Annotated in this window: 13 protein-coding genes; 3 read left to right on the forward strand and 10 right to left on the reverse strand. The window is 56.4% G+C overall.

Annotated features, from left to right (window positions below; translation table 11 throughout):
• The 7 genes from tatB to udp form a co-directional block, all read right to left on the reverse strand.
• The gene (tatB, locus tag ACMGGU_RS20375) at window positions 1-543 is read right to left on the reverse strand and encodes a Sec-independent protein translocase protein TatB (protein ID WP_008501521.1); all 543 of its coding nucleotides are present in this window, start codon (window positions 541-543) and stop codon (window positions 1-3) included.
• A 3-nt stretch (window positions 544-546) separates the two neighbouring features.
• Window positions 547-801: a Sec-independent protein translocase subunit TatA gene (gene tatA, locus ACMGGU_RS20380; protein WP_020882874.1), complete on the reverse strand. Its 255-nt coding sequence runs from the start codon at window positions 799-801 to the stop codon at window positions 547-549.
• A 76-nt stretch (window positions 802-877) separates the two neighbouring features.
• The gene (gene ubiB / locus ACMGGU_RS20385) at window positions 878-2518 is read right to left on the reverse strand and encodes a ubiquinone biosynthesis regulatory protein kinase UbiB (protein WP_045909219.1); all 1641 of its coding nucleotides are present in this window, start codon (window positions 2516-2518) and stop codon (window positions 878-880) included.
• Window positions 2515-3120 (reverse strand): ubiquinone biosynthesis protein UbiJ, encoded by a 606-nt coding sequence (gene ubiJ / locus ACMGGU_RS20390; RefSeq protein ID WP_048030774.1) that lies wholly within the window; start codon window positions 3118-3120, stop codon window positions 2515-2517. Before ubiJ ends, ubiB begins: the two co-directional genes overlap by 4 nt.
• Window positions 3121-3133: 13 nt before the next feature.
• Complete coding sequence (ubiE, locus tag ACMGGU_RS20395) at window positions 3134-3889, reverse strand: bifunctional demethylmenaquinone methyltransferase/2-methoxy-6-polyprenyl-1,4-benzoquinol methylase UbiE (protein WP_023309612.1); 756 nt, start codon at window positions 3887-3889, stop codon at window positions 3134-3136.
• A 66-nt stretch (window positions 3890-3955) separates the two neighbouring features.
• A complete protein-coding gene (gene rmuC, locus ACMGGU_RS20400) occupies window positions 3956-5413 on the reverse strand; it encodes a DNA recombination protein RmuC (RefSeq protein WP_024907997.1) in 1458 nt (485 codons plus the stop codon).
• 140 nt (window positions 5414-5553) lie between these two features.
• The gene (gene udp, locus ACMGGU_RS20405; protein ID WP_003860792.1) at window positions 5554-6315 is read right to left on the reverse strand and encodes a uridine phosphorylase; all 762 of its coding nucleotides are present in this window, start codon (window positions 6313-6315) and stop codon (window positions 5554-5556) included.
• 255 nt (window positions 6316-6570) lie between these two features.
• Here udp and ACMGGU_RS20410 point away from each other — a divergent pair, with 255 nt between their 5' ends.
• Both ACMGGU_RS20410 and ACMGGU_RS20415 read left to right on the forward strand, forming a co-directional pair.
• A complete protein-coding gene (locus ACMGGU_RS20410; protein ID WP_048030776.1) occupies window positions 6571-7377 on the forward strand; it encodes a dienelactone hydrolase family protein in 807 nt (268 codons plus the stop codon).
• 38 nt (window positions 7378-7415) lie between these two features.
• Window positions 7416-8879: a glycoside hydrolase family 1 protein gene (locus tag ACMGGU_RS20415; RefSeq protein ID WP_420300868.1), complete on the forward strand. Its 1464-nt coding sequence runs from the start codon at window positions 7416-7418 to the stop codon at window positions 8877-8879.
• Between the two features lie 48 nt (window positions 8880-8927).
• Here ACMGGU_RS20415 and metE read toward each other — a convergent pair whose 3' ends face one another.
• Window positions 8928-11189, reverse strand: coding sequence for a 5-methyltetrahydropteroyltriglutamate--homocysteine S-methyltransferase (metE, locus tag ACMGGU_RS20420; protein ID WP_420300869.1), 2262 nt, complete (start codon window positions 11187-11189; stop codon window positions 8928-8930).
• A 115-nt stretch (window positions 11190-11304) separates the two neighbouring features.
• Here metE and metR point away from each other — a divergent pair, with 115 nt between their 5' ends.
• The gene (metR, locus tag ACMGGU_RS20425) at window positions 11305-12258 is read left to right on the forward strand and encodes an HTH-type transcriptional regulator MetR (RefSeq protein ID WP_024907993.1); all 954 of its coding nucleotides are present in this window, start codon (window positions 11305-11307) and stop codon (window positions 12256-12258) included.
• Here the strand turns inward: metR and ACMGGU_RS20430 are convergent.
• Window positions 12146-13045, reverse strand: a complete 900-nt coding sequence (locus tag ACMGGU_RS20430) for a carboxylate/amino acid/amine transporter (protein ID WP_045909224.1) — start codon at window positions 13043-13045, stop codon at window positions 12146-12148. The genes metR and ACMGGU_RS20430 overlap by 113 nt on opposite strands.
• Before the next feature lie 82 nt (window positions 13046-13127).
• Window positions 13128-13928 (reverse strand): sugar/pyridoxal phosphate phosphatase YigL, encoded by an 801-nt coding sequence (gene yigL, locus ACMGGU_RS20435; protein WP_021242854.1) that lies wholly within the window; start codon window positions 13926-13928, stop codon window positions 13128-13130.
• Between the last annotated feature and the right edge of the window lie 24 nt (window positions 13929-13952).

Below are 13952 nucleotides of genomic sequence, written 5' to 3' on the forward strand. Positions count from 1 at the left end.
TTACGCTTTATCACTCGACGAGGGGGATGATTCGGAAACGGGCGCGGCGGGTTTTGCCTCGGCAGCGTTAACCACGGGCTTTTCCGGCTGCACCTGCTTTTTCACTTCGGTTTCCTGCGGCGTCTGTTCAGGCGCAGCAGCCTGATGTTCAGCGCTGGCAGGCGTTACGCCTTCACGCTGCTCTTCGCTGCCCTTCACCACCGGGTTATGGATGGTGTTCGCTTCATCGCTCGCTTTTTCAGGATCGTTAATGCTGTAGGAGCGCTTCATGGATTCCGCCGCTTCGCGCAGCTCATCCATTGATGCTTTCAGTTCCGGCGTCAGGTTATCCATGCTCGCCTTCTCAACCTTTTTCAGGCTTTCCTGAAATTCCTGCAGCTTAAGCTCCTGAGCCAGTTCATTCTGAACGGTCGATGCCAGCGATCTCAGCGCACGAACCCAGCCCGCAACGGTTTTCACCGCCACCGGCAGACGCTGAGGCCCCAGCACGATCAGGCCAATCACAAAGACCAGCAGGAGCTCACTAAAACCAATGTCGAACACGACTTACACCTGCTCTTTATCGTGGCGTTTAGCGTCTTCCTTTTTGGCTTCTTCTTGCTTGTCGGAGATGGATTTAGCAGTAAAGTCAGCGTCCTGGCTGGTTTTATCCTGCTTGCTCTCATCATCGCTCATCGCTTTCTTGAAGCCTTTGATAGACGCGCCCAGATCGGAACCAATAGAACCGAGCTTTTTGGTGCCAAACAACAGCACGACGATGACGGCAATGATCAACAATTGCCAGATACTGATACCACCCATACACGTTCCTCAGGGATAGATGATTAATGAGTCAGGTCGCATTATACGTATGCGACCCGTCGATAGCGACGCAAACTCAGCGCGTTTTTCGCCATCCGGCAAGCCAGACAACCACCCCGGCGGCCATCAGCCAGGCGGGCATCATCTGCCACTCCGGGCGGTTGATTAGCAGCAGCGTACCGCTCAGCAGCAGCGTTGCGCCAATCCCAAAGAGATAGCGTGACTGCCCCTGACGAACACGGCTGGACTGAAGTTCGCGAGCGATTTTATCCATGCTGTGCTGAAGGTTCTTGCTCTGACGCAAACTGTCATAAACCAGTTCAGGAATTTCAGGCATTTTTTCTATCCAGAACGGGCCTTTCTCTTTCAGCGAGCGAACCAGCGCCGGAATACCCACCTGATCCTTAATCCAGGATTCAAGGAAAGGTTTCGCGGTCTTCCACAAGTCTAACTGAGGATAGAGCTGTCGGCCTACACCCTCAACGTAAAGTAATGTTTTCTGAAGTAAAACTAGCTGTGGCTGAACTTCCATATTAAAGCGGCGAGCCGTGTTGAACAGATTCAACAGCACATGTCCGAAGGAGATTTCCGCCAGCGGTTTTTCAAAAATCGGTTCGCAAACGGTCCGGATCGCAAACTCGAACTCTTCGACGTTGGTGTCCGGCGGCACCCAGCCGGAATCGACGTGGAGCTCGGCCACCTTACGGTAGTCGCGGTTGAAGAACGCGATGAAATTCTCGGCCAGATAGCGTTTATCTTCTTTATTCAGCGACCCCACAATCCCACAGTCGATACCGATATACTTCGGATCCTCAGGGTGCTCGTAGCTCACGAAGATATTGCCCGGGTGCATGTCCGCATGGAAAAAGCTGTCGCGGAACACCTGGGTGAAGAAGACCTGAACGCCACGCTCGGCCAACAGCTTCATGTTCGTTCCCTGCTTCTCCAGGGCCACCACATCCGAAACCGGAATACCGTAGATACGCTCCATCACCATCATGTTCTGGCTGCAGTAGTCAGAATAGACTTCAGGAACATAGAGCATCGGGCTGTTTTCAAAGTTGCGACGCAGCTGAATGGCGTTTGCCGATTCACGCAGCAGGTTAAGCTCATCAATCAGCGTTTTTTCATATTCCCGCACCACTTCCATTGGACGCAAACGACGTCCGTCCGGAAGCAGACGCGGCACCCAGCGCGCCAGACGATAAATCAGCTTCATGTCTGCTTTGATGATGGGCAGGATGTCCGGACGAATGACCTTAATAACCACTTCCTTGCCATTTTCTTTCAGGCGCGCGGTGTGTACCTGAGCGATAGAGGCCGATGCCAGTGGCTGAATATCGAAATCGTCAAACCAGGTCTCAATGGGAATGTTGCCCATCGCCTCTTCAATTTGCTTTTTCGCGCGCGCACCGTCAAACGGTGCGACGCGGTCCTGCAGCATCGCGAGTTCATCAGCAATCAGCGGCGGGAAGAGATCGCGGCGGGTCGAGAGCATCTGCCCGAACTTAATCCATACCGGACCGAGCTCCTGCAATGCGAGGCGCAGGCGCTCACCCAGCGGCTGACCTTTATGGCGATTAGGCATCCAGAAGAGCATCCGCCGCCAGATGCGAAGCGGCAGCGTGATACGCATTTTGGGGATAAGCTCGTCGAGCCCGTAGCTCAAAAAGGTGCGAATAATGAAATAGAGGCGCCGAATTTCACCAGGCGTCATTTGCCCTCCAGTTTTTCCAGCCGTTTGGTTAAGGCATCAACCGCACGTTCAACAGCCGCGGTCTCTTCCGCAAACCATGCCACTTCCAGTGGACCGGGCGCCATTCGCCACTCCTCCGTCAGCACTTCCGCCGCATAGCGTTGCTGACGTTGCAGGCTTTTACGCGCAAAGGAGGTGCCACCCTGAAGGACTTTCCCGATACCTTCAGCGGCAATGTCGCCGATAAAGGGCGCGAGCAGTTCTGCCGGGTCGAACTCCGCCAGATCGGTGAGCGCAACGAAGTTCTGCACGACCTGAATGTCGCCTTCCACTTCCAGCTCACCGCTGCGGATAAGCGCCGTTAATTGCTGGCGATCGCGCAGTTTTGGCAGCACGCTCATGTGCGTGATGACCGAGCAGTCGGCGTCACCTTCCCACGCCCCCAGAACGTCAAGCTGGCGTTCGCTGAAGACCAGCACAAGCGGCGTCGAGAACTCTTTTAAAACAATACGTAATACCTTCCCGTTTAGCCGCTGACGCGCTGCTTTAAGCGCCGGAGCACGATAGAGAAAAGCATTCAGTACGTTTTCGATACCTGCGGTGACTAAGGGTTTAAAGGGCACGGGACACCTCCACTCAGAACTTGTAACCGCGATGCAGCGCGACGACACCCGCCGTCAGGTTGAAATATTCAACGTTCTCAAATTCTGCATCCTGCATCATGGCTTTTAATGTGTCCTGATCCGGGTGCATACGGATAGATTCCGCCAGATAGCGGTAGCTTTCCGCGTCGTTGGCCACTAGCTCACCGATGCGTGGCAGAACGTGGAAGGAATAGGCGTCGTAAGCTTTGCTCAGCGGCTCAATAATCGGTTTGGAAAATTCGAGCACCAGCAGGCGTCCACCCGGCTTCAGCACGCGATACATGGAGCGCAGCGCTTTTTCTTTGTCGGTCACGTTACGCAGACCGAAGGAGATCGTGATGCAGTCAAAGGTATTGTCCGGGAACGGCAGCGCTTCGGCATTTGCCTGCACATATTCCACATTCCCCACCACGCCGATGTTACGCAGCTTTTCGCGGCCCATTTTCAGCATGGAGTCATTAATATCGGCGAGGACAACGCGCCCGGTTTCGCCCACCAGACGAGAGAATTTCGCGGTTAAATCGCCCGTACCACCGGCTAAATCCAGCACCGTTTGTCCGCGACGTACGCCGCTACAGTCAATGGTGAAGCGCTTCCACAAGCGATGAATGCCGAACGACATCAGGTCATTCATCACATCGTACTTCGCCGCCACGGAATGAAATACGTGGGCCACCATGTCAGCTTTCTGCGCTTTGGCGACAGTCTGAAAGCCAAAGTGCGTTGTGTCTTGTGAATCGTCAGCCATCTTAGAGCCTGCTTATCAGTAAAATGTTCGAGAAGTGTAACAGATTGGGCGCGTTTGCCCTACGTTTCAACCACCGCGAAAGAAACGCGCCGGAGTCTCGTCTGGTGATAAATCCACCGCTAACGTGTTGTCTTCACTGTTTGTCTTTTGTTCGTCCGCCCCTTCACGCAGGCGAAACTCGTCGTCCTGGGCGGTGGCCTGTTCCACCAATTCCGGATTAATCTCGCGTTTAACCTCTACCCCCAGGCTGCGGAATGATTCGGCCTGCGCCAGCAGATTGCCACGTCCCGAGGCGAGTTTTTTCATCGCCTGACGGTAGTTATCCTGCGCACGGTCCAGGCTCTGCCCGACGGAGGACATGTCGTCCACGAAGAGGCGCATTTTGTCGTACAGCTTGCTGGCGCGGTCAGCAATCTGCTGCGCGTTGCGGCTCTGGTGCTCATAGCGCCACAGGTTCGCAATGGTGCGTAAGGCCACCAGCAGCGTGGTGGGGCTGACCAGCATAATGTTATTTTTGAGCGCTTCGGTGATGAGTTCAGGCTGCCTGTCGAGTGCCAGCAGAAACGCGGGCTCTACCGGAATAAACATCAGGACATAGTCTAGCGATCGCAGGCCAGGCAGTTGCTGATAGTCTTTTCTGCCGAGCAGGCGAATATGATTGCGTACGGAGGCAATGTGCTCCTGCAGCGCCGATTCGCGAGTGTAGTCGTCCTCCGCATTGAAGTAACGCTCATACGCCACCAGGGTCATCTTGGCGTCAATCACCACATCTTTGCCCTGGGGCAGCCGCACGATCACATCCGGCTGCATTCGCGAGCGGGCATCATTTTCAATACTCACCTGCGTTTCGTATTCGTACCCTTCCCGAAGGCCTGAAGCTTCCAGGACGCGGGTCAGCACCACTTCTCCCCAGTTGCCCTGGGTTTTGTTATCCCCTTTCAGCGCGCGGGTCAGGTTGACCGCCTCCTGCGCCATCTGGGCATTCAGCTGCTGGAGATTGCGAATCTCATGCGCCAGCGTGTGCCGCTCGCGGGCTTCCTGACCAAAGCTGTCCTGTACCTGACGGCGGAAGCCGTCCAGCTGTTCACGCAGGGGCGTCAGCAGGCTGTTCAGGCTCTGGCGGTTCTGTTCGTCAACGCGGCGGTTGCTGTGCTCAAAAATGCGGTTTGCGAGGTTTTCAAACTGTTCGCTGAGGCGCTGCTCGCTGTTGATCATCTGGCGGATTTTATCTTCCGCATGCAGCTGAGTGGATTCCAGGCGGGTGGTCACTTCACGGAGATCGGCCTCCAGCGAGGTGTTGATATCACGGAGATTGCGCAGCTCGTTGTTGAGCAGTTCACACTCGTCGCGCCAGTGTTCACTCAGGGCAAGCTGCTGCCTGGCCGCGCTTAAATCGGCGACGATCTCTTCGCGTTCAGCCAGCTGATCGGCCTTCTGCTGCGCATGCTGATAGCTTGACATCAGCCAGCCTATCGCCACGCCCGCCAGCGCAATCACCGCATAAATCAGGATTGAGATATCCACAATGCCCCCTGCATCAACGTATTACCCGCACAATCTAAGATTGTGCTGTATAAACGTCCAGTTTGAAAGGGTTTTCCTGCGAGGCGTTACGCAAAAAATAAAGGCCGAACGTGTCGGCCTTTAATTTCGAAGGAAGAGGACTAGATCAGGCGACGCGCCGCTTCCACCACGATTTTCACTGCATGACTTTCGGTCTGCTTCATGGTTTCGGCGTTCGGGATCTCCTGCTGGGTACGGTTGACGATGACGCCAGCCACCATACCGGCACGCAGACCCTGGCTTGCGCACATGGTCAGCAGCGTGGCGGATTCCATTTCGTAGTTCATCACGCCCATCGACTGCCACTCTTCCATGGAGCCTTTGAAGCGGCTTACCACGCGGCCAGAGAAGGTGTCGTAACGCTCCTGGCCCGGGTAGAAGGTATCGGACGAAGCGGTCACGCCCACGTGGGTGGTGGCGCCCACGGATTTCGCGGCTTCAACCAGCGCGGTGGTGCACTCGAAATCTGCCACCGCCGGGAACTCCATCGGTGCAAAGTGGAGGCTTGCGCCATCCAGACGCACAGACGCGGTCGTCACCAGCACATCGCCGACGTTGATATGCGGCTGAATAGCGCCAGTGGTACCGATACGCAGGAAAGTACGAATGCCCAGCTGTGCCAGCTCTTCAACAGCAATCGAAGTAGACGGGCCACCGATACCGGTAGAACACACGATCACGGCTTTACCATCCAGCTCTGCGCGCCAGGTGGTGAATTCACGATGGGCTGCCAGCTTAACCGGCTTATCCATCAGCGCGGCGATCTTTTCCACACGCTCCGGATCGCCAGGGACGATAGCGAGCGTAGCCCCTTGTAAATCGTTTTTAGTGAGGCCGAGATGAAAAACATCAGACTTAGACATAGGTGACTCCTCTGTGGGTCGGTTAGTCAGAAGAAGTAAAACGGTACTTTACAGAAGCAGTAAGCATAATTTCGTGACACATCTCACCATGAATGAAAATGATTGCATCGAATTTCCATCAAAAAGTGATTTACATCACATTAACAAGTTATATCGTCAGGTGCTGCACAAAAGATAGACCGTTTAAGGCACTGTGAGTTGTTAACCTGGTGTCTATATTTACCTTTGCGCTAACTGATTGGTACGGAGAATGCCATGACTGAAAAAACCGGTTTTGCACCTGCTGCGGCCCCACATGCCTCAACCATCGTCTCAACGTCTGAAGATGCCATCACCGCGGGTGAGACCTCTATTCCCACGCAGGGAGAGAACATGCCTGCTTACCACGCACGACCAAAATCGGCAGACGGCCCGCTGCCCATCGTGATCGTGGTTCAGGAAATTTTCGGTGTTCACGAACACATTCGCGACCTCTGCCGCCGGCTGGCGCTGGAAGGCTATCTGGCCGTTGCGCCAGAGCTCTACTTCCGTCAGGGCGATCCGAACGACTACAGCGATATTCCCACCTTGCTCAGCAACCTGGTCAGCAAAGTCCCGGACGCGCAGGTGCTGGCCGACCTCGACCACGTCGCCAGTTGGGCGGCGCGCAACGGGGGCGATCCCCATCGTCTGCTGGTCACCGGCTTCTGCTGGGGCGGACGCATTAGCTGGCTGTATGCCGCGCATAACCCGCAGCTCAAAGCCGCTGTCGCCTGGTACGGCAAACTGGTGGGTGAAAAAACGCTGAATTCACCGAAACATCCGGTTGATATCGCCACAGACTTAAATGCCCCCGTGTTAGGGCTTTACGGCGGTCAGGACACCGGTATTTCGCTGGATTCGGTAGAAACCATGCGCCATGCGCTCCGCGCGGCAAATGCGAAGGCGGAGATCGTGGTATACCCGGATGCCGGGCATGCGTTTAACGCCGACTATCGTCCGAGCTATCACGCTGAATCGGCTAAAGATGGATGGCAGCGGATGCTTACGTGGTTCCGTCAGTACGGTGGTAAAAAAGGGTAAGCCTTTCCCATCATCATGACGCATAAGGAGTGCGTGTTATGGACAATTCCCTCGCGTTTCCACACGGTTTTTTATGGGGCGGCGCGATTGCCGCCAACCAGGCCGAAGGCGCATGGAACGTGGACGGCAAAGGGCCGTCCGTTGCCGACGCTGTCGCCTGGAAACCCAACCTCTCCGTGAAAGATTACAGCGGCCACATGGCCCTGACGGACGAAAATATTCGCGACGCGTTTGAAGGTAAAAATGATGCGCTGTACCCGAAACGCCGCGGCATCGATTTTTATCACCACGATAAAGACGACATCGCGCTGTTTGCTGAGATGGGTTTTAAGGTGCTGCGCGTATCTATTGCCTGGTCACGTATTTTCCCGACCGGAGAGGACGCCGAGCCAAACGAGGCCGGGCTGCAGTTTTATGAAGAACTGTTTCGCGAGCTGCGTCGTCATAACATCGAGCCGCTGGTCACCCTTTCCCACTACGAAATGCCGCTGGCGCTGAGCGAAAAATATAACGGCTGGGTGCACCGCAATGTGGTCGATGCTTTCGTTCGCTTCAGCAATGTTTGTTTCGACCGCTACAAAGAGCTGGTGCGTTACTGGCTAACCTTCAATGAAATAGACAGTATTCACCGCCATCCCTTTACGACCGCGGGCATTCGCGAAGAGAAAAGCGCGCCGGGCAACGCGAAACAGGATATCTATCAGGGTCTGCACCATCAGTTTGTCGCGTCTGCACTGGTCACGCGCGACTGCCACGCCAAAATTCCGGGCAGCCAGGTCGGGTGCATGCTGACGAAACTGACGACCTATCCGCACAGCTGCCGTCCGGAAGACGTTGAAGCCACGCTGAAGAAAAACCTGGAAAACTATTTTTATGCCGACGTGCAGGTATTTGGCGACTATCCCCCGCTGATCCTGCGCGATCTGGAACAACGAAATATCCATATTGAAATGCACCCTGACGATCGGCGTATTTTAAAGGCGCATACCGTCGATTTCGTCTCCTTCAGCTATTACATGTCGATGACCGAATCCACTCAGCCTGACGCCGAACGCATTCCCGGGAATACCGTTCTCGGTGTGAAAAACCCGTATCTGCCTGCGTCCGAATGGGGATGGCAGATTGATCCGCTTGGGTTGAAAATCTCGCTGCTGGAGCTGTATGACCGTTACCGGAAGCCGCTGTTTATCGTTGAAAACGGTCTGGGCGCGAAGGATGTGGTCGAAAACGGCAAGATCCACGATAGCTATCGAATCGACTACTTCCGCGCACACTTCGCGCAAACGCGGGCCGCGATTAATGAAGGCGTCGAGGTGATGGGGTTCACCACGTGGGGCTGTATCGACATCATCAGCGCGGGCACCTCGCAGATGTCCAAACGCTACGGTTTTATCTATGTCGATCAGGACGATGAAGGCAACGGTACGTTGAAACGGCTGAAAAAAGACTCCTTCTGGTGGTACCAAAAAGTGATTGCCAGCAACGGCGCAGATCTGAACTAAGCATGCGCATTCCAGGCCGGGCAGACGCCCGGCCATCGCGCGTCACAATTATGCCTGACGCAAATTCTGTGCTGCCTTCACCATATTCGCCAGCGCGGCGCGGGTTTCCGGCCAGCCGCGGGTTTTCAGGCCGCAGTCCGGGTTCACCCACAGGCGCTCAGCCGGAATGCGCTGAGCCGCTTTTTTCAGCAAGGCTTCAATCCACTCCACGCTCGGCACGTTCGGGGAGTGAATGTCATACACGCCCGGTCCGATTTCGTTCGGGTACTCGAACTCTTCGAACGATTCCAGCAGCTCCATGTCTGAGCGCGACGTCTCAATGGTGATCACGTCAGCGTCCAGCGCGGCAATCGAATCCATGATGTCGTTAAATTCGCAGTAACACATGTGGGTGTGGATCTGCGTGTCGTCCTTCGCCACCGCGGCGTTGATGCGGAATGCCTCCACGCCCCACTTCAGGTAGGCACCCCAGTCGCTGCGGCGCAGCGGCAGACCTTCGCGCAGGGCCGGTTCGTCAATCTGGATGATGCCTATGCCTGCAGCTTCCAGATCTGCCACTTCATCACGCAGCGCCAGCGCGATTTGCTTCGCGATGGTTTCACGGGTGACGTCTTCGCGCGGGAAGGACCAGCAAAGAATGGTCACCGGACCGGTGAGCATACCTTTCACCGGCTTGTCGGTCAGAGACTGCGCGTATTTCGCCCACTCCACGGTGATCGCTTCCGGACGGCTGACGTCGCCGATCACCACCGGCGGCTTCACGCAGCGGGAGCCGTAGCTCTGCACCCAGCCATTCTGGGTAAACACAAAGCCGTCGAGATGCTCACCGAAGTACTCCACCATGTCGTTACGCTCGGCCTCACCGTGCACCAGTACGTCCAGCCCCAGCCGCTCCTGCTCGATAATCGCCTGCTTGATGTGTTCGGCGATACCGGTGCGGTAGTGATTCGCATCCAGGTTGCCCTTTTTGAAGTCCAGACGCAGGCCACGGATTTCGGTGGTTTGTGGGAAGGAACCGATGGTGGTGGTCGGCCACGCAGGCAGGTTGAAGCGGGCACGCTGCGCTTCGGCGCGCACCTCATATGGGCTCTGACGCTGGCTGTCCTGGACGGTGATGGCCGCCAGGCGTTTTTCCACCGCCGGGTTATGCACGCGCGCCGAGTGACGACGTGCCTGGATCGGCGCGCTCCATGCGCTGATCGCCACCGTGTCGCCGCTGTTCAGCGCATCGCGCAGCAGCGCCAGCTCTTCACATTTTTGCAGGGCGAAGGCAAACCAGCTTTTCACCTCAGCATCAAGACGGGTTTCCACGCTCAGATCGATCGGGCTGTGCAGCAGGGAGCAGGACGAGGCCACCCACAGCTCACGTTTGCCGACGATGTCCTTAATCTGCGCGTATTTCTCGGTCAGATCGGCGCGCCAGACGTTACGACCGTTAACCAGACCCGCGGAGAGCAGCCAGTCTGCAGGCAGTCGCTTGTGCAGTTCCGCTACATCGTCTTTGCCGTGAACCAGGTCAACGTGCAGGCCCTGAACCGGCAACGCGGTAATGGTGTTCAGGTTCGGCGTGACGCCCTCAAAATAGGTGGTCAGCAGCAGCTTCACCTGCCCCACCAGCGCGTCATATGCCGGTTTGAAAGCATCAAGCCAAACCTTGGGCAGTTCGAGCACCAGCGCCGGCTCGTCGATTTGCACCCACTGAATGCCGCGCTTGCCCAACTCAATCAGCACCTGTTTATAGACCGGCAGAATATCCTTCAGCAGGCTGAGCCGGTCAAATTGCTCGCCTTTTACTTTACCCAGCCACAGGTACGTGACTGGCCCAAGCAGCACGGGTTTCACCTGGTGGCCCAGCGCCAGCGCTTCGTCCACTTCATCCAGAAGCTGCGTCCAGGTCAGCCTGAACTGCTGACCCTTTACGAACTCCGGCACCATATAGTGATAGTTAGTGTTAAACCATTTAGTCATTTCCGCCGCTGCCGCTGGCTCACCCGTTGGCGCACGGCCACGGCCGATGCGGAACAGAGTATCGATATCTACCGATCCATCTTTGTTCTGATGACGAGCCGGCACGTTGCCAAGCAGCAGGCTGGTCGTCAGAACATGGTCGTACCAGGCGAAATCGCCCACCGGCAGCAGGTCAATCCCCGCCTGTTTTTGCTGATCCCAGTGACGGGCGCGCAGCTCGCGTCCCACCGCCAGCAGTTCTTCACGGGTGGCGTTACCCGCCCAGTAACTTTCTTGCGCTTTTTTCAGCTCGCGACGCAGGCCAACGCGAGGGAAACCGAGAGTGTGATTGCGGATTGTCATGGTGTGCCCCTTATGAAATTCGTTATTTAGACGTCCAGATGTTTACACATCTATAATTGGCAGGTACTGTATATTCCTCAAGCGCAAAATGTTCATGGCGAAGTGAAGGACTTTCATGATCGAGATAAAACACCTGAAAACGCTACAAGCGTTGCGGAACTGCGGCTCGCTCGCGGCGGCGGCGGCCACGCTGCACCAGACCCAGTCCGCCCTTTCTCACCAGTTCAGCGATCTGGAACAACGCCTCGGCTTCCGTCTTTTTGTGCGCAAGAGCCAGCCGCTGCGCTTTACGCCCCAGGGCGAGATCCTGTTGCAGCTGGCGAATCAGGTCCTGCCGCAGATCGCCAGCGCGCTCCAGGCGTGTAACGAACCGCAGCAGACCACGCTGCGTATCGCCATTGAGTGCCATAGCTGTATTCAGTGGCTGACCCCCGCGCTTGAGAACTTCCGCCAGAAATGGCCGCAGGTGGAGATGGACTTTAAATCCGGCGTGACGTTCGACCCGCAGCCCTCGCTGCAGCAGGGCGAGCTGGATCTGGTGATGACGTCCGATATTCTGCCGCGCAGCGGCCTGCACTATTCGCCGATGTTTGATTATGAAGTACGCCTGGTACTGGCGCCGGATCATCCGCTGGCGGCCAAAACGCGCATCACGCCAGAGGACCTGGCGACGGAAACGCTGCTGATTTACCCGGTTCAGCGCAGTCGTCTGGATATCTGGCGACACTTCCTGCAGCCCGCGGGCATCAGTCCGCAGCTGAAAAGCGTGGATAACACCCTGCTGTTGATTCAGATGGTGGCGGCCAGAATGGGTATCGCGGCGCTGCCGCACTGGGTGGTAGAGAGCTTTGAACGCCAGGGTCTGGTGGTGACCAAAACCCTGGGTGAAGGACTGTGGAGCCGGCTGTACGCCGCCGTACGCGATGGTGAGCAGCGTCAGCCGATTACGGAGGCGTTTATTCGCTCAGCGCGGAACCACGCGTGCGACCATCTTCCGTTTGTGCGGAGCGCGGAGCGACCCAGCGGCGATGGACCCACAGCGAAGCCAGGATCACCGCTCCCCCAATAAGGAAGCTCGGCCAGTGCGGCTGTTGCTGCCAGATGGCAAGGTTGACCAACAACCCTGCCGGAACATGTACGTTGTTCATGATCCCCAGCGTACCGGCGTCGACTTGCGTCGCGCCGTAATTCCACATGAAGTACCCCAACCCGGAAGCCACGACGCCCAGCCAGATCAGCACGCCCCACTGCACAGGGGTAGTCGGCAGCTTTTGTGGGTTACCGAGCATAAACCACGCCGCCACCGCGACCATCGCGGCCCCCATGTAGAACCAGGCGAACGCGTTATGCTGCGGCATCGGACGGGTTTCCATCAGGCGTTTGTAGCCCACCATGCCAATGGCGAAACTGATATTGGCGAGCTGGACGAACATCAGCCCGGTCCAGAAGTGATCGCTCACTTTGTCGTAGCGAATAATCGCCGCGCCGATCACCGCCAGCGCCGCGCTCAGCAGGTATCCCCAGCGCAGACGGCGTTTACTCAGCAGATCGTAAATCAGCGTGATGTAGAGCGGCGTCAGCACGGTAAAGAGCAGGAATTCCGAGACAGACAGATAGACGTAAGCCCGGAAGCTGAACAGGTACATGATGCCGAGCTGCATCGCCCCCACCAGCATGTACAGCACAATCGTTTTCAGCGACTGTCCGCGCGTGCGCAGAAACGGCAGGAACACCAGCGCCGCCAGCCCTACGCGCATCAGCACCGAGAAGTAGCTGTCGACTGAACCGGCAAGGTATTCGCCAATCAGGCTAAAGGAGAAGGCCCACAGGATAGTGGTGATAATGAGTAGCGCCACAATGCTTGTCTCTCAGAAAGAAGGACAGGCATTGTAGCGAACTCTTTAGTTGACATCTGAGCAATAAACAATCAAATGAAGATTATTCAAGGAACAGCTTGCGCAGGTATTTCGGTACCGCGTTGTCAGCGTTAGAACCAATCACCTCCAGCTCCGGGTGCAGATCTTTCAGACGCTGATGCGCGTTCTGCATGATGCAGCCCTTGCCCGCCATCGACAGCATTTCGGCATCGTTCATGCCGTCACCAAAGGCGATACAGTCTTTCAGCTCGAAGCCCAGACGTTTCGCGACCGCTTCCAGGGCGTGGCCTTTGGAGACACCTCCCGCCATCACTTCCAGACAGGTGAGCGTTGAGAAGCTGACGTTAACGCGATCGCCCCAGCGGGCATTGATCGCCTGTTCCAGCGGGAGCAGTTCTTCGTGGCTGTCGCAGGTGAAGAACACCTTACTGATCCCCTCTGGCTCAAGAAGGCCCGGCTCGTACAGGGAGTAGTTAAATACCGCTTCTTTAAAGAAACGCATTTCATCCGGACGGTGGCGGTTCATGAACCAGTCGTCGTCACGGTAAACGTTGGTGACGATAGCCGGGTTGTTGTGCACCACGCCAAACAGATCGGCGGCAATATCGCGATCCAGGTTGTGGGTGAAGATCAGGTTGCCGTCGGTATCATGCACGCGCGCACCGTTGGAGGTGATCATGTACGATTTGATCTCAAGATTATCGCGGATCTGCCCCACGTCGACATGGTGGCGGCCGGTGGCAAACACAAAGTTCACGCCCCGTGCCGTCAGCAGCTTTAGGGTCTCTTTCGCGTAAGGCGACAGGGTGTGGTCAGGGGAAAGCAGCGTGCCATCTAAATCAGATGCAACAACCTGGTACATAGGGATTTCAACCTCTGGTGGAAA

This window comes from Enterobacter sp. BNK-8, assembly GCF_048685095.1.
Taxonomy (GTDB): Bacteria; Pseudomonadota; Gammaproteobacteria; order Enterobacterales; family Enterobacteriaceae; genus Enterobacter; species Enterobacter quasiroggenkampii.